This window comes from Paenibacillus piscarius (genome assembly GCF_022234545.1).
Classification (GTDB): Bacteria; Bacillota; Bacilli; order Paenibacillales; family Paenibacillaceae; genus Paenibacillus_AQ; species Paenibacillus_AQ piscarius.
This window is the reverse complement of record NZ_JAIEUI010000001.1, coordinates 20,387-40,612: the sequence shown is the minus strand read 5'-3', so window position 1 is coordinate 40,612 and position 20,226 is coordinate 20,387. Positions and strand designations below refer to the sequence as shown.

The 20,226-nt window shown below is 53.1% G+C and carries 19 protein-coding genes and 1 other RNA gene; 9 read left to right on the top strand and 11 right to left on the bottom strand.

All coding sequences use genetic code 11. The annotated features are described in order from the left end of the window. Nucleotides 1–10: 10 nt before the first annotated feature. The gene (locus tag K1558_RS00205) at nt 11–1,405 is read right to left on the bottom strand and encodes an ammonium transporter (protein ID WP_238649365.1); all 1,395 of its coding nucleotides are present in this window, start codon (nt 1,403–1,405) and stop codon (nt 11–13) included. Between the two features lie 483 nt (nt 1,406–1,888). On the opposite strand from K1558_RS00205, the gene K1558_RS00200 reads away from it, so the two are divergent. Next, complete coding sequence (locus tag K1558_RS00200) at nt 1,889–2,320, top strand: MerR family transcriptional regulator (RefSeq protein ID WP_238649364.1); 432 nt, start codon at nt 1,889–1,891, stop codon at nt 2,318–2,320. Nucleotides 2,321–2,357: 37 nt separating this feature from the next. Beyond that, nucleotides 2,358–3,032 (top strand): zinc metallopeptidase, encoded by a 675-nt coding sequence (locus tag K1558_RS00195; RefSeq protein WP_238649980.1) that lies wholly within the window; start codon nt 2,358–2,360, stop codon nt 3,030–3,032. Between the two features lie 35 nt (nt 3,033–3,067). Here K1558_RS00195 and gltC read toward each other — a convergent pair whose 3' ends face one another. Further along, entirely contained in the window at nt 3,068–3,985 is a 918-nt protein-coding gene (gene gltC / locus K1558_RS00190; protein ID WP_238649363.1) for a glutamate biosynthesis transcriptional regulator GltC, read from the bottom strand. 14 nt (nt 3,986–3,999) lie between these two features. Beyond that, nucleotides 4,000–4,620: a rhomboid family intramembrane serine protease gene (locus K1558_RS00185; protein ID WP_238649362.1), complete on the bottom strand. Its 621-nt coding sequence runs from the start codon at nt 4,618–4,620 to the stop codon at nt 4,000–4,002. A 112-nt stretch (nt 4,621–4,732) separates the two neighbouring features. On the opposite strand from K1558_RS00185, the gene tpx reads away from it, so the two are divergent. Next, nucleotides 4,733–5,251 carry a thiol peroxidase gene (tpx, locus tag K1558_RS00180; RefSeq protein ID WP_238649361.1) on the top strand — a complete coding sequence of 173 codons (519 nt, stop codon included), beginning with the start codon at nt 4,733–4,735 and terminating at the stop codon, nt 5,249–5,251. 70 nt (nt 5,252–5,321) lie between these two features. Here the strand turns inward: tpx and K1558_RS00175 are convergent, their stop codons facing one another. From K1558_RS00175 to K1558_RS00165, 3 genes are all read right to left on the bottom strand, one after another. Continuing rightward, entirely contained in the window at nt 5,322–5,711 is a 390-nt protein-coding gene (locus K1558_RS00175; protein ID WP_238649360.1) for a DUF1499 domain-containing protein, read from the bottom strand. A gap of 175 nt (nt 5,712–5,886) precedes the next feature. Beyond that, nucleotides 5,887–6,078, bottom strand: a non-coding RNA gene (gene ssrS, locus K1558_RS00170) — 6S RNA. 103 nt (nt 6,079–6,181) lie between these two features. After that, nucleotides 6,182–7,033 carry a YesL family protein gene (locus tag K1558_RS00165; RefSeq protein ID WP_238649359.1) on the bottom strand — a complete coding sequence of 284 codons (852 nt, stop codon included), beginning with the start codon at nt 7,031–7,033 and terminating at the stop codon, nt 6,182–6,184. Between the two features lie 180 nt (nt 7,034–7,213). Between K1558_RS00165 and K1558_RS00160 the strand changes: the two genes are divergently transcribed. After that, complete coding sequence (locus K1558_RS00160; RefSeq protein WP_238649358.1) at nt 7,214–7,312, top strand: YjcZ family sporulation protein; 99 nt, start codon at nt 7,214–7,216, stop codon at nt 7,310–7,312. 77 nt (nt 7,313–7,389) lie between these two features. Here the strand turns inward: K1558_RS00160 and cshA are convergent, their stop codons facing one another. Next, a complete protein-coding gene (cshA, locus tag K1558_RS00155) occupies nt 7,390–9,060 on the bottom strand; it encodes a degradosome RNA helicase CshA (protein WP_274528319.1) in 1,671 nt (556 codons plus the stop codon). A 366-nt stretch (nt 9,061–9,426) separates the two neighbouring features. Between cshA and K1558_RS00150 the strand changes: the two genes are divergently transcribed. The 4 genes from K1558_RS00150 (at nt 9,427) to K1558_RS00135 (ending at nt 13,557) form a co-directional block, all read left to right on the top strand. After that, complete coding sequence (locus K1558_RS00150) at nt 9,427–10,224, top strand: YitT family protein (RefSeq protein WP_238649979.1); 798 nt, start codon at nt 9,427–9,429, stop codon at nt 10,222–10,224. A gap of 173 nt (nt 10,225–10,397) precedes the next feature. Beyond that, nucleotides 10,398–10,586, top strand: coding sequence for a hypothetical protein (locus K1558_RS00145; RefSeq protein ID WP_238649356.1), 189 nt, complete (start codon nt 10,398–10,400; stop codon nt 10,584–10,586). 246 nt (nt 10,587–10,832) lie between these two features. Further along, on the top strand, nt 10,833–12,065 hold the full coding sequence (locus K1558_RS00140) for a putative glycoside hydrolase (RefSeq protein ID WP_238649355.1): 1,233 nt from the start codon (nt 10,833–10,835) through the stop codon (nt 12,063–12,065). Nucleotides 12,066–12,201: 136 nt separating this feature from the next. Then, nucleotides 12,202–13,557 (top strand): MATE family efflux transporter, encoded by a 1,356-nt coding sequence (locus tag K1558_RS00135; protein ID WP_238649354.1) that lies wholly within the window; start codon nt 12,202–12,204, stop codon nt 13,555–13,557. A 60-nt stretch (nt 13,558–13,617) separates the two neighbouring features. Here K1558_RS00135 and K1558_RS00130 read toward each other — a convergent pair whose 3' ends face one another. The 4 genes from K1558_RS00130 to K1558_RS00115 all read right to left on the bottom strand — a co-directional run bounded on the left by K1558_RS00130 (nt 13,618) and on the right by K1558_RS00115 (nt 18,662). Further along, the gene (locus K1558_RS00130) at nt 13,618–13,878 is read right to left on the bottom strand and encodes a metal-sensitive transcriptional regulator (RefSeq protein WP_238649353.1); all 261 of its coding nucleotides are present in this window, start codon (nt 13,876–13,878) and stop codon (nt 13,618–13,620) included. Nucleotides 13,879–13,893: 15 nt separating this feature from the next. Further along, nucleotides 13,894–16,389 carry a CoA-disulfide reductase gene (locus tag K1558_RS00125; RefSeq protein ID WP_238649352.1) on the bottom strand — a complete coding sequence of 832 codons (2,496 nt, stop codon included), beginning with the start codon at nt 16,387–16,389 and terminating at the stop codon, nt 13,894–13,896. 144 nt (nt 16,390–16,533) lie between these two features. After that, nucleotides 16,534–17,505, bottom strand: a complete 972-nt coding sequence (gene pfkA / locus K1558_RS00120) for a 6-phosphofructokinase (RefSeq protein WP_238649351.1) — start codon at nt 17,503–17,505, stop codon at nt 16,534–16,536. Nucleotides 17,506–17,579: 74 nt separating this feature from the next. Next, nucleotides 17,580–18,662, bottom strand: coding sequence for a tetraprenyl-beta-curcumene synthase family protein (locus tag K1558_RS00115; protein ID WP_238649350.1), 1,083 nt, complete (start codon nt 18,660–18,662; stop codon nt 17,580–17,582). 224 nt (nt 18,663–18,886) lie between these two features. Between K1558_RS00115 and K1558_RS00110 the strand changes: the two genes are divergently transcribed. Further along, nucleotides 18,887–20,146: an MFS transporter gene (locus K1558_RS00110; RefSeq protein ID WP_238649349.1), complete on the top strand. Its 1,260-nt coding sequence runs from the start codon at nt 18,887–18,889 to the stop codon at nt 20,144–20,146. Nucleotides 20,147–20,226 lie beyond the last annotated feature (80 nt).

The following is a 20,226-nucleotide window of genomic DNA, read 5'->3' as shown; positions in this document are numbered from 1 at the left end:
TGAACGATTATTATTGTTTAAGGGTTTTGGATTCGGAATCTGTGATCAGCTTCATCTGCTCAGGATAACCGTAGGTACCGTGCTCACTGATATCCAGCCCCATCAATTCTTCTTCCTCGGTAACACGGATACCCATGACCAGCTTCATGACATACAGGATGATGAAGGATGCTACTGCCACGAAGACAAAGGTTCCGACTACACCAAGCGCCTGAACGCCGAGCTGGTGCAAGCCGCCGCCGTAGAACAGGCCGGCTTTACCCACAAGTCCGCCTTGCTCAATCAGATCCGGTGCTGCGAAGAGACCTGTGGACAATGCGCCCCACATTCCGGCGATACCATGTACGGAGAAGGCATAGATCGGATCATCCAGTCCTGCACGCTCCAGCCACTGGGAAGTCATGAAGGTGAACGCACCGGCAACCAGACCGATAATGATGGCCGCCCAAGGCTCTACGAAGGCACAGGCACCGGTAATAGCTACGAGTGCTGCCAGTACGCCGTTCAGCATAGCCGGAATATCCGATTTGCCAAAGTACAGCCAGGAAGCTACCAGCGCAGCCAGACCGCCCGCTGCTGCCGCAATGTTCGTAGTGAGTGCAACGTGTCCGAAGAATCCGCCCATAGGAGAGAGCGCACTGCCCGGGTTGAAGCCAAACCAGCCGAACCAGAGAATGATAACACCGAGTACGGTGAATACCTGGTTATGACCAGGAATAATGACCGGCTTGCCTTCTTTGTTGAACTTGCCGAGACGGGGCTTCAATAGGATCGTCGCCACAACCGCCGCCGTCGCACCTGTGAGATGGACTACGGTCGAACCTGCGTAATCCTGCATGCTCAGCTCTGCCAGCCAGCCGCCGCCCCATACCCAGTGAGCTACAACCGGATAGATCACAACCGAGAAGAGAATGCCGAAGATAATATACACACTTAGTTTAGCACGTTCAGCCATACCGCCGGAGACAATCGCCAGGGATACAGCGGCAAATGCCATTTGGAACAGGAATTTCGTATTCAGCGTGACATCGGAGAAGGCCAGGGATTCAAAGGCGGAGGCTGTTGAATCGCCGCCGTAGAAGAAGCCTGTTGTTCCGATGAAGCCGTTGCCGTTCCCGAAGCCGAGACCGAAGCCCAGTGCCCAGAAGCACAAGCTGGCAATCGCCAGTGTCAGTACCGTCTTACCGGCCACGTGGCCGGCATTCTTCATCCGGACCGAACCTGCTTCCAGTAATGCGAAGCCGGATTGCATGAAGAAAACAAGGATAAATGCCAGGAACGTAAATGCGGTGTCCAGACCGATCTGCAGATCCGGTGCAGCCGGACCTTCAGCTGCGAAGGCGCTGACCGGATAGATCATGAGCGTAACCATGGCCAGGAACATCATCAACATCTTTTTTTTCATATTGTACCCCACTCCCCAATGTTATATTTTCTAACAAAGCGTGAAACTCTTAATGTCATTATAATCAGAAGTCAGGTAAATTGACAAGACTATTTTTTCGAAAACTTTATTTTATATTCTGTGTACGCTTCCCTGCGGTTTTCGGCCCCGCATATGCAAGCGCATACAGCATTTTAGCCTGCTTTCTCGTAGTTTAATGTATTTTTATTAATTGAGCTTAGTAAACATGCCTCCTCGAACAATAATCTTTAAGCACTGCATTATGTAACTAATTATGAATTTAAAGAAGTTATATATGACACATTGTGTGATATTTATAAATAAAAGACCAACCGAATCTTTTCAGAATCCCGGCATATACTTTAAGTAAGTGTGACGTTTGACTGTACGGTTTCCGATTTGATATGATTAGTTATATCCTTAATAATAGTAAGCGGCAGTAGTTCAGCCAGACTTATGTAGCGAGGTGAGGAACTTGGAGATATGACCCTATACCGGATTGGAGAGCTGGCCAAGGCGGCCGGCATCAGTGAGCGCACGATTGATTATTATACGAAGCTCGGGCTGATTTCGCCCGAATCCAGAAGCATGAAGAATTACCGTCTGTACAGTCATGAAACCTTAGCCAATCTGGAACGTATTAATCAGCTTAAGCAAGAGAAATATACATTGGAAGAGATCAAATCCCTGATGGGCAAATGGAATTCCGCCACACCCGAAGCCGAAGTCTCCGGCAAGCTGGTCCAGCTGGAGATGCAGATGCAGCAGCTTGAACGGGAGGTCCGGGCGCTGGAGCCCGTGATCCACGGGCTGAAGCCGGGACAGGCCAACCGGGCGCTGGCCGCGCTGCTTCCCCAGGGCGTTGCCTGTATGGAAGCGATTCGTCTTCTGCTGATGCAGGGGCCGCCAATGTAAGAGCTTATATCTAATTATGGAGGAATGAGAGTATATGATGGCCTTAATGTATGTACTGCTAGCTGCCGCTTTTATCTTATCTATATGGGCCCAGTTCAGGGTCAAAGGCAACTTCAAGAAATGGTCGAAGGTGCCGAACCTGAACGGGCTGACCGGTTATGAAGCTGCCCGCCGGATGCTGGATGCGAACGGGCTCTACGATGTCCCGATCGAACCGGTGCAGGGCACCCTGACCGACCACTACGACCCGATTCACCGGGTTGTCCGGCTGTCCGAGCCGGTGTATTACGACAGCTCGATTGCCGCAGTATCTGTGGCTTGCCATGAGATCGGCCACGCCATTCAGCACAAGGAGCATTACCCGATGCTGACGCTCCGCCACCGGATGTTCCCGGCGGTGAACTTCGCTTCCGGGGTCGCCCCCTTCATGCTGCTGGCCGGCTTCATCTTCAGCTCATTTAACCTGATCGGGCTGGGCATTATCTTCTTCTCCGCTGCCGTGGCCTTCCAGCTGGTCACTCTGCCGGTCGAGTTCAATGCCAGCAGCCGTGCACGCAAGATCATGCTTCAGCAGGGCTTCATCCGCCACGAAGAAGAACGCGGGGTCGCCAAGGTACTGAATGCCGCCGCCCTCACCTATGTGGCAGCCGCACTCGTCTCGCTGCTTGAGCTGATCCGTCTGATCCTGATGTTCCTGGGCAACCGGGACTAAACAGAATATGTCACTACAGAGAATACCCCGGTCGGCTACGAGCCGACCGGGGTATTCTCTGTGTGTCTGTCTTTGAAATAGGTAAGCAGGAAGTTGCGGAACGACTGGGCCACCAGCGGAAGCTTCCCCTCCGCCCGGTGAATCAGCCCTACGGTCCGGGTAACTGCAGGCTCTACCACCCTTACCTGGGCGGGCTGCATCGGATTGGTCTGGTAGAGCGCCATCTCCGGCAGCAGGCTTACCCCCATTCCGGCGGCAACCAGACCGCGGATTGTATCCGTCTCGCCGCCCTCAAAAGCTATCTGCGGCTTGAATCCGGCCTGCTGGCAGGCCTGCCACACAATCGGCCGCAGCGAATATCCTTGGCTGAACAACACGAATTTCTCATCCCGCAGCTGTGCCAGGCGGATCACCTTCTCGCCCGCCAGCGGATGATGCTGCGGCAGAATCGCGAACAGCTCTTCCGTCATCACAATATCTCCGGCTACATGTCCAACATTCTCCGGGAACGGGGAGATGAACGCCAGATCCACTTCCCCCGAGATCACATCCTTAATCAAGGACGGGTAGGTCCCCTGCTTGAACCGGAATCTTACATGGGGATAATGGCTGCGGAATTCCGCCACAATCGAAGGAATAAGATGCGTCCCCAGGCTGTGCGGGAAGCCGATACGAATCTCGCCGCGCTCCGGATCAAGGAATTCATGCACCTCCGCTACCGAACGGTCCAGCTCATTCAGCACCGATTCCACTCTTTTGCAGAACAGCTGCCCGACCGGGGTAAGCTGCAGATTCCTTCCTTTCTGCATGAACAGCTCCACCCCCAGCTCCTGCTCAAGCTGATGGATCTGGCGGCTGACAGCAGATTGGGCAACATGCAGCTCCTCTGCGGCTTTGGTGACATGCTCCTTCTGGGCAACCTTGAGAAAATACTGCAGCTGTCTAAGCTCCACGTCTACACCCTTCCTTATCGTCTGTTTCTTTTGAATACACGGATCATCAGTCCATACAGGAAGAATCCGGCGATCAGGCCGCCAATATGGACAGTATAATCTACACGCGGCGTTGCAAAGGACATTATAATCCCCATCACCAGCAACCCGTAAAGCGTCTTGCGCGAGTTCTCATCCATCAGCGCCCTTTGCAGCACGGCAATGTAGAGGAAGGCTCCATATACAGCGTAGATCGCTCCTGAAGCCCCTACAGAGACAATGCCAAGGTCCCCGCGGCTGCTGACCGCTACACCCAGCAGGTTCGCCAGGAAGCCCCCGGCCAGATACAGCAGCGCATAACGCCACCAGCCCATCAGCCGCTCCAGCGGCGGGGCAAATACCAGCAGGGCGAAGCTGTTGAAGAACAGGTGCGCGAAGCCGTTATGCAGGAACATAGCGGTGGCGTAACGCCAGAGCTCTTCTTTCTCCGGACCGACATTAACCGTTGCCCCGTATTCAACAAGCGTGTACAGGTTCGTAGAGCCGCCATTCAGCGTCAGTACAATGAACATCACCACGTTGGCCAGGATCAGAGCACAGGTCACCGGATAATACCGCAGGTAGCTTCTCCACTTCTCATATCGTATGAAAATCATAACACCCATCCTTTTATGTATGTTGTCCAGTTGGACATGCGGCTTGCAAAAAGCTTATAATTTATTCTGGCACCAAATCACCAATATTGCAATTCAAGGAGGATACAAGGACATGACGCAAGAACGAACAGGCGCAGCTACATTCAAGGGCAACCCTATTACTCTCTTAGGACCGGAACTTAAGGCCGGGGATACCGCACCAGCATTCACAGTAAGCAAGAATCTGCTGGAAGAAGCCACCCTCGCCGACTATGCCGGCAAAATCAAGCTGATTAGCGTTGTACCTTCCCTGGACACCGGTGTGTGTGATGCCCAGACCCGCCGCTTCAACACAGAAGCCGCCGGGCTCGGCGACGATGTAGTTATCCTTACGGTCAGCATGGACCTGCCCTTCGCACAGTCACGCTGGTGCGGCGCGGCCGGCATTGACAGTGTCATTACATTGTCCGATTATAAGACTGCTTCTTTCGGACAAGCCTATGGCGTGCTGATCAAGGAATTCCGCCTCGACATGCGTTCCATCTTCGTAGTGGACAAGAACGACAAGCTGGCCTATGTGGAATATCTCAGCGAAATGGCCGAGCACCCGGATTATGATGCTGCCATCGCAGCAGTGAAGGCATTGCTGTAAAGGGAATCATCCCGGCTTATATTTTGAAAAAAGCGGCAGAAGGCCAGCCTTCTCCGCTTTTTGCTGTATGCTAATCCACCTTATATTTGCCCAGCTTCTTGTCCAGGGACTGGTACAGGCGCTGAATGACGCGGTAATTGGCGCCCAGATCACCAAGCGATCCTCTGGATGCTGAATATATGTCTACAGCACAGCGTACAGGCGTGGTGCTCAGCACAGATACGGTGATATCCAGCGTCCGTCCAAGCCCGGTCCGCTTCTCCAGGGTAATCTCTCCCACAGACTGCACCTCGTGCAAGACCTTGTACCCAGGAATTTTCTTCAGCGTTGCCGAGACTTCATCCCACGCCTTATCTTTGGATAGATTGTAATAACGCGTTTTCAGTGCCGGATCTTTTGCGCGGTCGCTTGTCCCGTCATGGCTGCGGAATAAACCGACCAAGGTTCTTTTCAACGACAAAATTCTTCCCCCTCTTCAAATCCCTAGTTCACTACCTTAAGTGTAACACTCTTGTCCCCGGAACAAAAGGGCATTGCTCACTTTCACCGGGCAATTACTCCATTTAAGGCTCTATTCAAAAAGGCACCCTGTGCCTGCCGCTAAGCAGTATACAGGGTGCCTTGTCGATAACAGTGGAAAACCCGCCTATGCCGTCCGGCTGCAGTGTCTTCTGAACCTGCTATAGCAGGTGGGTGACCGCAGAAGTCGTTTTTGAATTCCCCAAGTCGTATAGACAGGGCTGTTCAGCTGCGCTTCATGTAGATCTCCCAAGACATTATCATTGGTTCAAAACAACGAGCAACCATAACGTACATCGCAGGATTTATTAACATTATATTGCGTTTTGACGAAAAAGTAAACCTGTATGCGCTTTAATTAACACTCCGTGTTCTAATCCTTCTTCTTTGGACTGTTACATCAGGGCGGTGTTAAATCCGTTTCGGGTCTGTATCCGCTTGCTTGTCCAAATTAACCTTCTTTTTCTCTTCTTCTTCCTCATCGTCGTCGTCATCGTCATAATCATCGTCCTGCCCAGCCGCCTCCAGAGCCGCCTGCTCCTCCGCCAGCTTCTTCTTCTCGACCTGCAGCTGCAGCTTGTTGTAGGTTGCGAAGAAGTTGAAGAAGGCGAGCATCGCTATCAGCGTAGGAATACAAATGACATAGAGTACCGGATACCGCAGGCCTATATAGAGAAGAACGCCTGCTCCAATCAAAGTGGAGAACACACGAATCGGCCGGGCGATCGTGAGCAGAATGGAGTTGGTCATCACTTCCTTAAAGGTCATCTGGTAGTGAACCACGATGGAGAAGAAATTAAACATGGACACAAACAGAATAATCATCAGCACAAGCATCAGGATGCCGACGATTTTGAAATTGGGCATTTGTGTCATGTATACGGTCACATCAACGTACATAACGACAAATAGCAGGGTGTAGATCAGCCCTCCTATCATGCTTTTGAAATAATTCTCTTTGTACCCCTGAAAAAAAGTGCGGAACGTGCTTACATCGGTATTGCCCATCACCCATTTGCGGACTACGGTAAACAGTGCCGATGTTGCGGGAAATACCGTGAAGGGTGCGAATACGCCAAGAATCCAGTTCAGTACGATCTGCTCATCCGGACCGCCTGCTTCCGACCCCAGCATAATAATCTTCATAATTCCCGCGAACAGGAACGGAATCGAACACAGCGCCCACAAAATATTGCTGAAGGCGATGCGCGAGATCCATTCTGTGATGCGGTATAAACCGCCCATTGCTCCTTTAAACTCCAATTCCCTTCCTCCTGTCTATCTGGTGCATCATGCATAACTTAACTATACCTGTTTGAACCGGACTTTTCCAGCGCCCAAGTTTACAACTTCTAGGTAAGTGTCTAAGCAAGCACTATTATCCATCCATATATTAGGATTGTAACCGCAACTACTCACCATTGCACAAAGGAGGTTGACCTCATGTCTGCACCTGGCTGCTGCCATCCCTGGACTTCCACCGGCACAATTCTCGTTCTCTTCATCCTGCTGGTCATCATCTGCCGTACTTTTATCATCTAAGTGAATTCAGAGACAAAAAGAAGAAGACGGCAACCGCAAAAGGCTGCTCGTCTTCTTCAGGGTGTCATGAGATTAGCTTAAGCATCGTAGTCCTGCTTGGCAGGACGGGTGCTTGTTGCAGGACGCGAGGAAGGTCTGCCTTCGGAATTACGGCTTCCCCCGTCACGGTTGCCCTTATAACCGCCACCGTAGCTGCTTCCGCCGCCATAGCTGCTTCCGCTGTTGCCGCCGTAGCCGCTGCTATAGCCGCCGCGGGTGCTTCCGCCGCCGCTGGCATTGTCACGGTTGCCGCGGTAGCCGCCGCCGCTTCCCCCGTCACGGTTACCACGGTAGCCGCCGCCGGAGCCGGAGCCTGTACGGTTGCCGCCATAGCCGCTGTTAGGCTTGCGTCCGCTGCGGATATCATACTTGCCGCCGCGGCGCTTAGCACGGATCGGATCTTCCGGTGTCAGCTCGACCTGCGTATCCTTGTTGTCGCCGGTCAGCAGCTTCATAGCCGCAGACAGCAGTTGAACAGAGTCGTACTGCTCCAGCAACTGAATCGCAATGCCTTTATATTCATTCAGCTCGCCGACCTCAACCATGCCGAGCAGGCGTTCTGCTGTAATGCGCTGCTTCCCTTCAATCGCCTCAGCCATGGTAGGAAGCGGCTTGCGGGTAATGCGGTGACGCGTCACACGTTCGATCAGGTGCAGATGATCGATCTCGCGCGGAGTCACGAAGGACCATGCGGTACCTTCCTTACCGGCACGGCCGGTACGGCCGATGCGGTGTACATAGCTCTCAGGGTCCTGCGGAAGGTCGAAGTTGATAACATGCGTTACACCGGATACGTCCAGACCGCGTGCCGCTACGTCTGTAGCTACCAGGACATCAATGCTTCCGTCGCGGAATTTGCGCATTACGGCATCGCGCTGGTTCTGCGACAGGTCGCCATGCAGCCCGTCTGCGGAATATCCGCGCTTCTGCAGGCCTTCGGACAGCTCGTCTACCCGGCGCTTGGTGCGGCCGAAGACGATCGCCAGATCTGGAGATTCCATATCGATTAAGCGGCTCAGCGCTTCGAACTTCTGGCGCTCAGGAACTTCAATATAAGCCTGGTCAATCAGCGGTGCGCTGATCTGCTTAGGAATGACGGATACATGCTGCGGGTTCTTCAGGAACTGCTGGGCAAGGCGTTGAATGTTAGGAGGCATAGTAGCCGAGAAGAGCATGGTCTGACGTTCTTCAGGTACAAGCTTGAGGATGGTCTGGATATCCTCCATGAAGCCCATGTCAAGCATTTCATCAGCTTCGTCAAGTACAACGGTCTGAACATCATCCAGGCGGATGGTCTTGCGGTTGATGTGGTCCAGGAGACGTCCCGGAGTACCGATAATGATCTGAGGTTTCTTCTTAAGTCCGCGGATTTGGCGGCCGATATCCTGCCCGCCGTAAATGGCCAGTGAACGAAGTCCTTTGAAACGGGTCAGCTTGCCGATCTCTTCAGCAACCTGAATGGCCAGCTCACGTGTCGGGGTCATTACCAAGGCAAGGATTTTCTCGTCTTCCCGTGCAATCTTGGAGATGAGGGGAATCCCGAAGGCAGCAGTCTTACCTGTTCCCGTCTGTGCCTGTCCGATCAGGTCTGATCCGGTCAGCGCAAGCGGGATAGCCTGCTCCTGGATGGGTGTTGCTTCCTCAAATCCTAGCTCTGTGATTGCTTGAAGCACCTTTGGCTCCAAGCCGAATTCTGCGAATGTTTTCAAATTATTCATGCTCCTTCTATACAGTGGACATTCCACATGCTTGTCTGTATTCTTAAGTAGCGGTAAACACATTTATAGGCTGTCCAATCATGCCGTATTTCCTGCATGGTTTAGTCGCGTATTGGGACATAATTATGTCCTATGATCAGGCCACTACATACACCTGACAATTGTAACTTCGCATTCTAAGCAATGCAAAAATACCATTGTAACGTCCTACTCAAGAATATCCTATACATTATATCACAAACCTCATTAGGAATACCAGTGTATTCCTTACTTTCATTACTTACATTTAAATCACAACACTCACATTACAATCAGAGGTGAATTTGCTTGGCAAAACTAAGATTATTCGGGAGCGTTATGACGGTTCTGTTCGGGTCAGCAATGATCGCGTGCGGCTTCAATCTGTTCCTGATCCCCCACAGACTGCTTAGCGGAGGTGTATCCGGGCTAGCCATGCTGGTCGGTTATTTCACCCCCTTTAACATCAGTCTGCTGTACCTGCTCTTCAATGTGCCGCTGCTGGTTGCCGGCTGGTTCCAGCTTGGCCGCAGATTTATTATATTCAGCATGGTCTCTGTCGGGGCTACCACCTGGCTGATGACCGTAGTCCCGGTCAAACAGGTGGCCTCAGATATGCTGCTGGCCTCCGTCTTCGGTGGCGTGCTGGTTGGGGTGGGCGCAGGGATATCCTTCCGTGTAGGCGGTTCTTCGGGCGGATTCGATATTCTGGGCTCCATTATCACGCGCTACCGCGATTTCCCGGTGGGCAATGTGCTGGTCGGCCTCAACGGGCTGGTCATCCTGGCCGCTGCTTATTTTGATGAAAATTGGAATCTTGCGTTGGCTTCGATGGTCTCCATTTATGTCACCGGCAAGGTTGTGGACCTGATTCATATCAGCCATATCAAGGTCACCGTCTACATTATCACCAACAAGACCGATGAGCTGCTGCAGCAATTGCTGGGGCTTCAGCGCGGCGTAACCAAATTTAAGACCGAAGGTGCTTATTCTCACGTAGAACGGGACATGCTAATGACTGTAACCACACGTTACGAGCTGGCCGAGCTGAAGCGCATCATTAAGACAAGCGACCCGCAGGCTTTTGTAAATATTGTTGAAACCGTCGGGGTTATGGGCTCATTCCGCAAAAGATAAGCTGCCAGAAATGCTAAATCATCAAATTTGTGGTATATTATTAATACGCAGGACCTCAACAATTTCATGAAGATTGTGATTTACCCTCTTTTTTCCAAGCACTTCGTTTTTCCGGGTGGACCCTGAATTCTCATTCAGTCGATTCGAAAAAGGAAAGGGTGATTTTTGTGGAAATGGAAACGGTAAAACTGTCAGCAATCGTCATGAAGTGGTATCCGGATATGATACCGTTTCTCAAGCAGGACGAACTCAATTCCGTAATCGTTCTGCGTGACGGCCTGAATATTCTGGAGCCTGCAGATGCCATGGATATCATCCACTACAGCATTTGCGAACACCAGAATTCTGCGTATCTTCATTAAGCATTGGAGCAAGCTGCTTTAAGAGCAAGTTGTGATAGCTGCCGCCTGGGATGCGGGCCTTCGGGCCGGTCCGGGCGGCATTACTTTTTACATTTGCGGTTCAAAATCTGTACTTCCCGTTTATTAACAACAAGAGCGGTTTCACACGTCAAAAAAATACGGGTATTGTTACAAGTCTGTTCTTTTTGCGTGCATCCGTTACTTTATACTTTATAGGGAATGTACATAAAGGGAGCGAATTAGAACATGAATATCACCTGGGCATTACTGATGATGGCCCTGGGAGGCGTCGGTGTCCCGAATCAGGGACATGAGGCAGATGTGGCAGCCGTCCTGCAGAGCGCCGCGAATCCCCCCATCGTCGCAGAGCAGACCACGAATCCGGATGGAACGGCAGTAACACCAAACGGAGGAGGCGTTGCCTCACCGGTTCCTTCGCCAAGTGCCGCACCTGACACAGCGCTACATACCGACCCGCAGCCGGATGCTCCCAAGGTCAAAGGCATCTACGTTACCGCGTACAGTGCAGGGGGTGCGCGGATGGAAACCCTACTGGCACTGCTCGACAAGACCGAGCTCAATTCCATGGTCATCGACATCAAGGATGACGCCGGATACATCACCTACAAGACGGATAACCCTGAGCTGCAGCGGATGGGCCATCCCCAGCCGTTCATTGGCGACATCAACAAGCTGATGACACGTCTGAAGGAGCATGACGTCTATCCGATTGCCCGGATCGTAGTATTCAAGGATTCCGTGCTGGCCAAGAAGAATAAGGAATTGTCCTTCGTCAATCCGGACGGCTCCGTCTGGGCGAACAAAGGCGGAGACAGCTTCGTCAATCCTTATAATGAAGCAGTATGGAAGTATAATGTAGATATCGCCAAGGAAGCCGTTAAGCTCGGCTTCAAGGAGATTCAGTTTGACTATGTACGCTTCCCGGAAGGCTTCGAGAAGCGCGCCGACAAGCTGAAGTACACGAAGAGCGACAGACCGCGCGTGGAGATTATTGCAGACTTTGTCAAATACGCCAAGGCTGAGCTGGCACCGCTTGGAGTCCGCACCTCCGTTGATATCTTCGGCTATGCCGCCTCTGTACCCGCCGCCGAGGGCATTGGCCAGGATTTCGTGAAGATCTCGAAGAACGTCGATGTCATCAGTCCTATGGTCTATCCAAGCCATTATTCAACTGGCTGGTTCGATGTGAAGGACCCGGATAAGGACCCGTATGCAACCATCAAGGGATCTATGATCGATACCCGGAAGAAGCTGGACCCACTGGGGAGCTACAAGCCGGTGATCCGCCCGTGGATTCAGGACTTCACTGCGAGCTGGCTGGGCAGCGGTCATTATGTTAAATACGGCAAGAAGCAGGTTGAAGACCAGATCCGGGCCTTGAAGGATCAGAATATTGACGAGTTCCTGCTCTGGAATGCCAATAACCGCTATACGTCCGACGTGAAATACGAACAATAATACTACCATACTCAGCAATTATCAGATGCATCCATTAGCTATACACTGAGCCCGGCAGCTGCCGGGTTCTTTTGCTGGAATCCGCCATAGCGTTCCACTCCATCCCAAATCAACGATAACGGAGCCGTAAATTACAATGAACCAGACTTCAACTATTAAACAAAAGGCCGGGCAATTCCTGCATATCCTGCTTCCTATTCTGATCACGCAGATTGCCTTGTCCGCTATCACCTTCTTCGATACCAATATGTCGGGCAAATTCGGCACGAACGACCTCGCCGGTGTGGCGATCGGGACGAGCTTGTGGATCCCCATTCAGACCGGCCTGAGCGGGATCCTCATGGGAATCACCCCTATTGTCTCCCATCTCATCGGCAGCCGGCAGGACAAGGATGTAGCCAACCAGGTCATGCAGGGCATCTGGCTCTCGCTGATCGTATCCGTGCTAGTACTGATGCTGGGCGGACTCTCGCTCACCCCCATCCTGAACTTTATGAATCTGGAGCCTGCCGTGCGCGATATCGCCCTGCGATTCCTGCAGGCCATCTCCTTCGGAATTATCCCGTTATTCGGCTACACCGTAGTCCGCAGCTGTATTGATGCGCTGGGGCAGACCCGTGTCTCAATGTTCATTACCTTGATCGCGCTGCCGGTCAATGTAGGACTGAACTATCTGCTGATCTTCGGGAAATTCGGCTTTCCCCGTCTCGGCGGAGTGGGCGCGGGTGTAGCTTCGGCTATTACCTACTGGGTAATTTTTCTGATTGCTCTGCTGCTGGTCTACCGTACTGAGCCCTTCAGAGGGCTGAGAATCTTCCGCAGATTCTATGTTCTGTCTCTCTCCAGCATTAAGGAGCTGCTGAAGATTGGCGTGCCGATCGGCTTCTCCATCTTTTTTGAGACGGCGGTATTCTCGGCTGTAACCCTGCTGATGAGCCGCTTCGATACGGTAACCATTGCTGCCCACCAGGCGGCCATCAACTTCGCCTCCACCCTGTACATGATCCCGCTGAGCATCTGCATGAGCCTGACCATTCTGGTTGGCTTCGAGAGCGGCTCGGGCAGGCTGAAGGATGCGCGCCAATACAGCATCATGGGAATTGGGACAGCAGCAGTCCTGTCTCTCCTGACAGCGCTGGTGCTGCTGTTTGCCGGCAATCATGTCGCCGGACTGTACTCGGATGAGCCTGAGGTCATCTCGCTGATTCAACATTTCCTGATCTATGCGATTTTCTTCCAGATCTCCGACGCCATCGCTACCCCAACCCAAGGTGTGCTGAGAGGTTACAAGGATGTGAATCCGGCTTTTGTCATCTGCTTCATCGCCTATTGGGTAATCGGTCTGCCCGTCGGCTATCTGCTCGCCACTTACAGCAGCCTGGGTGCTTACGGCTATTGGATCGGGCTGATCACCGGTCTCGGGATAGGCGCCATTCTGCTCTTGGCCCGGCTCGTTAGAGTCCAGAGAAGATTCCAGCCGCAAAAACTTTAAAACAAAAACAGCCACCGGCGTCCGGGAGATTCTCCCCCTTCGTCTGTGGCTGTTCTACGGTTACCGGCTCTTCACAAGCAGCGCGACCGCTTCCTTAATGACATGCTCAGGAGAATTCCCCTGGGCCAGCTCCTCCTGAATGCATTGCTCCAGATTGTCGCCGATGACTGCTCCGACTGTGCGGTCTACGGCAGTGCGGATGGCCGTCAGCTGGGTGACGATCTCCCGGCAATCCTTCCCTTCCTCCAGCATTCCGAGCACACCCCGTACCTGTCCTTCTATCCGCTTCAGCCGGTTGAGCACGGCCTTGTCATATTCCACTGCCCTTCGCCTCCTCTAGATGAACAAATTCACGCCTGAATCCTCTGCGGCCCCCAGATAGCTGGCTACACCGCCAAAATCAACGCCTTCAATCAACTCTTCCTGCCGGATTCCCATAATATCCATGCTCATGGTGCAGGCCATCAGCTTAACTCCTGCATTCCGTGCCCCTTGCATCAGATTCTCGAGAGATTCTACATTCTTGCGGCGCATGGTGTAACGGATCAGCTTCGCACCCAGCCCGCCCATATTCATCCTGGACAAAGGCAGCTTCCGCGTTCCCTTCGGCATCATGCTGCTGAACATCCTGTCAAGGCCGCCCTTCTTGACCCGCGGCGCCTGATCACGGCGCAGTACATTCAGGCCCCAGAAGGTGAAGAACATCGTCACCTGCTTGCCCATCGCTGCAGCACCTGTAGCAATGATGAAGGAAGCAATTGTTTTGTCCAGATCACCGCTGAACACGATCATGGTGGTGCCTTCCAGGGGTGCAGCCTGTGTGGCCTGCGCGGTCTGCAGGGGCGCTCCCTCTTCCCTGGACTGTCCCTTGCGTACTCTGGCTCTCACCTTGCCGCCGGTGACATCCACCGCTTCAAGCGTATTATGCGTCTTGCTGCACCACTGCCTGATGTCTGCGGCAAAGCCGAAGTCGGTCGCGGTAATCTCCACCTGCTGCCCCTCTTCCATCGATTGCAGCGTCTCATACACTTTGAGTATAGGGCCCGGGCACTGTAAACCGCAAGCATCAAGCACCAGAGGCTTACTGGCGGATGGGGACTCCGCATTCTTCACTGGCAGTAAGGGCGGTACGGACTGCAATGGCTGGCGTTCTTGCCCTTCCGGCGGTTCAGCAGCTTCCGGTTTCTCACCAGCCATGGCTGCATAGGTCTTGTAGCCTCCATCCACATTGCGTACCTGGTAACCATGCTGGCTTAACATTCTTGCTGCAATATAGCCGCGCAGCCCGACCTGACAGGATACAGCGATCTCCCGGCCGCGCGGAATTTCTGCAAGCCGGTCTCTCAGTTCAGGCAGCGGAATATTGAGCGAACCCGGAATATAGCCAGTCAGCCGCTCCGCTGGATCCCTGACATCAATAATAAGTCCGCCGCCGCCTGCAAAAGCATCCACTTCGTGCCACTGCAGATTGCGGACGAGCCCTTCTATTACATTAGAGGCTACATATCCGGCCATATTCACCGGGTCCTTGGCAGAGGAATACGGCGGCGCATACGCCAGCTCCAGATCAGCAAGCTCTCCGGCCTTCAATCTGCTGCGGATGGCGGTAGCAATGACATCGATTCTTTTATCCGCACCGGAGCTGCCTACCGCCTGTGCTCCATAGATCTCCCCCGTCTGCGGATGGAACAGAAGCTTCAAAGCGATGGGCGCAGCGCCCGGATAATATCCGGCATGGGAATTAGGGTGGATATGCACAGCTTCATAAGGAACACCCAGACGCTTAAGAGTTTTCTCGTTATTGCCGGTAAGGGCAGCGGTCAGATCGAAGATTTTGATAATTGCGGTTCCTAACGCACCTGTGTATGATGCTTCACGCCCATTGATATGATCGGCAGCCAGACGTCCCTGCCGGTTCGCGCCCCAGGCCAGTGACACCATCGTATCGAAGCCCTGGACACGGTCCTTCACCTCAATGACATCCCCGACCGCATAGATGGCCGGATCACTGGTCTGCAGCGAGTCATTGACCTTCACAGCTCCCCTTACGCCAAGCTCCAGGCCGCTGCTGCGGGCGAGATCATTCTCAGGGCTGACGCCGATGGCCATAATAATCATATCCGTCTCCAGCTCCGCACCGGAGGAGAGGCGAAGCTGTCTGCCCTGCTCTTCTACAGCCTCCACGCCTTCATTCAGCAGCAGCTCTACGCCATGAAGACGCATATGCGCTTCCAGGGGACGTACCATTTCCAGGTCCAGCGGACTTAAGATCTGCTCTCCCCGGTCAATTACGGTGACGGCAAGCCCCCGCTCGCGCAGATTCTCGGCCATTTCAAGCCCGATGAAGCCGGCACCGATCACGGTGGCATGTGCGGGGTGACGGGTATCAACATAAGCTTTGATCCGGTCCGTATCCGGGATGTTCCGCAGCGTGAACAGATTCTCCGCCGCTGCCAGGCCCGGAATCGGGGGCACAACCGGCTTCGCCCCCGGGGAGAGGATAACGATATCATACGGAAGCTGCATGACCTCCCCGGTAGTAACATTGCGGCAATGGACTTCCTTGCGTTCGCGGTCGATTTGCGTCGCTTCCGTAAAGACATTCACTTCAATGTTGAAACGCGCCTCTATTCCCGCCGGTGTCTGCAAAAAAAGCTTTTCCCGTGAATCAATGGTCTCTCCGATATAATACGGCAGCCCGCAGTTGGCAAAAGATACATGCCCGCCGCGTTCAACAATAATAATCCGGTCCTCTTCATTTAATCTTCTTAAGCGTGCAGCCGCCGAAGCTCCTCCGGCAACGCCGCCGATAATGACTATAGTTCTGCCCATCTGTATTATCCTCCTCGTCTTGTATACCCCTACGGGTATTATTATATACGGGTGGGGGTATATGTCAAGACAAAAAAAGCGGACCTCTCTGTTCAAAGAGAAGGTCCGCCGTAATGATGCCGAAGCGCTATGATACCGTTAATCTTACTGGGACAACCGGGACGCCAGTTCGTACAGCTCCAGGTCGAAATCTTTCTTGGTATTGACGACTTTATCAATATCCGTAAGCACGAGCTCACCTTTGATGATTCCGCAGGCCTTATCCGATTCGCCTTCGATCAGCTTGCGCACTGCGAAATCGCCCAGACGGCTGGCCAGGTTGCGGTCACCCGGTGTTGGCGTACCGCCGCGCTGAATATGACCTAGCACAGTGACACGGGCATCCAGAGAAGCATGGCGGTCCTTAAGGGCCTGGGCAACGTCCTCTCCCTTGCCTACACCTTCAGCCACAATGACGATACTGTGACGCTTGCCGCGGGCGAAATTATCCTTCATCCGGTCAGCCACTTCATTCAGGTCATATGGCATCTCAGGTACCAGGATGGTCTCCGCTCCGGAAGCCAGGCCGGCATGAAGCGCGATATCACCACAATGGCGTCCCATAACCTCAACGATAGAGGAACGCTCATGGGAAGACATGGTGTCCCGCAGTTTGTTGATGGCATCAACTACAACCCCTACAGCGGTATCGAAGCCGATTGTATAATCCGTGAACGAAATATCATTATCAATCGTACCCGGCAGAGCCATAGTCTTGATTCCCAGCTTACTGAGCTTGTTGGCCCCTTGATAAGAACCGTCACCGCCGATAACCACCAGGCCGTCGATGCCCAGCTCATTGAGGATGTCAGCCCCCTTCTGCTGGCCTTCAGGCTTCACGAACTCCAGACAGCGTGCCGATTGCAGAATCGTACCGCCGCGCTGGATGATATCACCTACACTGCGCAGATCCATCGGGAAAATGTCACGGTTCAGCAGCCCCTGATACCCGCGCTGGATGCCGAATACCTCAATCCCGAAGTAGATTGCGCTGCGGACTACTGCACGCACTGCGGCGTTCATGCCCTGGGAGTCGCCTCCGCTGGTGAGTACTGCAATTTTTTTGACGTTTGACATTCTGTAAGTTCCTCCTTAAAATTGCGCCGGATCTCTGCCTGAAGGAAGCAAGCTCCGGCTGCATCTGAGTCCAATTAATACATGTGTTTGCGAATCCACCGGCTGTTGACGAAGAAGAACAGCCGGGTCAGCGGACTTCTTCTCATCAGCCGTCGGGATACCAGGCGGACCTCCCGCTGTTCCCTGACCTTCGGATCGGATAAATAAAGTGCCAGAAGCCCTTCGATGACCATACGATGCATTGAGGTCTCAGGAAGATTCTGCACATCCCTGCGGGCCCACTCCACGATGGAAGCGATCCGGTTCAGCATCGAATCCGTATCTTCATAATAATTGCAGAAGTTGAGATCTCCTCCGGCCCGGTCTTCGTCCTGGTCAATCAGATAATCCAGCATAATGTGCAGTCCGCACACATGCGGGAAGTAAGCAGCACGAATCGAAGCCGCTGCAGAGGTGCTCAGCTTAGGATCACAGGAAGCAAGAAAAAGCATGAATACACCAAGGGTTGAACCGGTTGCGGCAGCAAACTCATTCCACTCAAGGTGAGGTGCCAGATGGCCCTCCTTCTCCCACCATTCCTTCAGGGCAGCTTCCCTGAGGTCCGGGTGGATATGCTTGTAGACCTGAAGATCAGTGTACAATACGGCCAGATGGCGAATCTCTTCAGCGGCCGCAGCGTATCCCGGAAGCTTGGCGGTCATCTCCTGGCAGGTAAGCACCAGCCTGTGCAGATATCCGCCGTCATTCTGCTCGGTGCGCAGGGCATAATAGTTCACAAGCTCTGCCCCGGGGGTAATTGCATCAAGCATCGATTGATGCAACAGCCGGAAATCGGCAGGGTCAAGCGAAGTACTGCGGTCACACAGGTTGTCCAAATAATCACTGATCGTCTGATAAGCAACAATTAGCGGAATCAGTATATGTCTCATCGACAAATTGCCGGCAGCATATATCCCGCCGCCCTCACAATGAAACTGCTTCGTTTCAATGCTGGCAAGCGCTTGCTTGCGGAGCTCGGGATCAGGTATCCCGGCTGCATCCCTGCGCCAGAAATCAAGACATGTTCGCACTTCCGGCAGCACGTACTTGTAGACCCGGCTCATCAGCCCAATCGGACCGCGCGGACTAAGGTAACGGCCTTGCTCAAGTTCATTCAATGACAGTGCCTCCACATTGTTGTCTCCTTATCCAAATCATCATTATTATAATATGCAGAGCGTATTTGTACAAACAACAAAATCACTTTCGCAAAAGCTTGAAAGATTCAGAAAATTGATATTTAACCAGGCCCACGGCCCTCTTCCTTTGTGCTATACTATTACCCATTCGGCCTGATAAAGGTTAAAATTCAATTATTGCTGTATCCGAAGGAGTGCAATTCATGAACACCGGACAGAACAGCGGCCAGTACAGTGACCAGAACTGGCTGCGGTCCTTTATGTTTACGCTGTACGGCACAAGTGTGCTGGTTGTATCTTATTTCCCGTTATTCTATGCGCATTTGGGGTTCAGCAGTCCGCAGATGGGTCTGCTCTATTCCGTAGGCCCGCTGATATCCATTCTCTCCAATCTCTTCTGGAGCATGATGAGCGACCGGCTCGGTACGGTACGCAAGATTATTGCTCTGCTGCTCGGGGGTCAGCTCGTGACCGCCATTATTCTGTACCAGGCCACCAGTTTTTCCGGCGTGCTGCTTATTTTGTCCGTTTTCTATTTCTTCTATTACCCTGTATTTCCGCTTGCAGATACGATGGCGATCCGGATCGCCCAGCGGCACGGCCGGAACTTCATTGCGATCCGTGTATTCGGCTCTTTGGGATATTCGTTCTTTGCACTGACTATCGGTTATGTGCTCAGAGCGATGGGGCCGGAGTATAGCATTGCGATATGTATCGTAATCGTCATCACCGCACTGCTTATTACAGCGGGACTCAAGGATGTAAAACGCAGCGAACCCTCTGAGGCCGGTAACCAGGATCACGCTGAAGCTTCAGACGCAGACCAGCCGCCGCTGAAGGGAGCGGGATTACGACAGATTCTGCTGCAAAAGGAGGTGCTGTGGTTCTTCGGCTCCGTCTTCCTGCTGGCTATCGGCTACCGGATGAACGAAGCCTTCCTGACCATCAGCCTCAAAGGGATGAACGCGGGGGATGAGATTGTAGGCTGGGCACTGCTGGCCTCCGCGCTCAGTGAGATCCCGGTCTTCTTCCTGCTCAGCAAATACGGCGACAGGTTCAAGGAGCTGCCGCTGCTCGCCTTTGCCAGCCTGATGTTCACGCTGCGCTTCCTGTTCATGGCGCTTGTCCAGGAGCCGGGAATGGTAGTGGCCATCCAGGCCATGCACAGCATCTCCTTCGGCATCTATTATGTTACTGCGGTGCGCTACATCACACGGATGATCCCTGATCATCTCCGGGCCACAGGCATGGCAATCTTTACAGTGGTCTGGTCCAGCGGGGCAGGCCTGCTCAGCGGTACCTTCGGCGGCCTGGTCTACCAGGATGCCGGACGGGCTGTCTTCTATGTGGTCGCCACCGGCTTCTCCATCCTCGCATTCGCCGGCTTCCTGCTCCGGCATCTGCTGGATAGCGGAGGCGGAAACGCCCGGCCGCTGCGGAAGAAATCCAGCACTTCATTATAGTTACTCATGTTTGCTCCAGGCCGGGTCTTCACCCGGCCGGGCAAGCAGCAACTGGCTATACATCACTTCAACGGGTTTAA

Bases quoted from the DNA above. Each gene is read 5' to 3' on its own strand.
- K1558_RS00205 (WP_238649365.1), bottom strand. From the start codon at position 1,405: ATGAAAAAAAAGATGTTGATGATGTTCCTGGCCATGGTTACGCTCATG.
- K1558_RS00200 (WP_238649364.1), top strand. From the start codon at position 1,889: ATGACCCTATACCGGATTGGAGAGCTGGCCAAGGCGGCCGGCATCAGT.
- K1558_RS00195 (WP_238649980.1), top strand. From the start codon at position 2,358: ATGGCCTTAATGTATGTACTGCTAGCTGCCGCTTTTATCTTATCTATA.
- K1558_RS00185 (WP_238649362.1), bottom strand. From the start codon at position 4,620: ATGATTTTCATACGATATGAGAAGTGGAGAAGCTACCTGCGGTATTAT.
- tpx (WP_238649361.1), top strand. From the start codon at position 4,733: ATGACGCAAGAACGAACAGGCGCAGCTACATTCAAGGGCAACCCTATT.
- K1558_RS00160 (WP_238649358.1), top strand. From the start codon at position 7,214: ATGTCTGCACCTGGCTGCTGCCATCCCTGGACTTCCACCGGCACAATT.
- K1558_RS00150 (WP_238649979.1), top strand. From the start codon at position 9,427: ATGACGGTTCTGTTCGGGTCAGCAATGATCGCGTGCGGCTTCAATCTG.
- K1558_RS00145 (WP_238649356.1), top strand. From the start codon at position 10,398: ATGGAAACGGTAAAACTGTCAGCAATCGTCATGAAGTGGTATCCGGAT.
- K1558_RS00140 (WP_238649355.1), top strand. From the start codon at position 10,833: ATGAATATCACCTGGGCATTACTGATGATGGCCCTGGGAGGCGTCGGT.
- K1558_RS00135 (WP_238649354.1), top strand. From the start codon at position 12,202: ATGAACCAGACTTCAACTATTAAACAAAAGGCCGGGCAATTCCTGCAT.
- K1558_RS00125 (WP_238649352.1), bottom strand. From the start codon at position 16,389: ATGGGCAGAACTATAGTCATTATCGGCGGCGTTGCCGGAGGAGCTTCG.
- pfkA (WP_238649351.1), bottom strand. From the start codon at position 17,505: ATGTCAAACGTCAAAAAAATTGCAGTACTCACCAGCGGAGGCGACTCC.
- K1558_RS00110 (WP_238649349.1), top strand. From the start codon at position 18,887: ATGAACACCGGACAGAACAGCGGCCAGTACAGTGACCAGAACTGGCTG.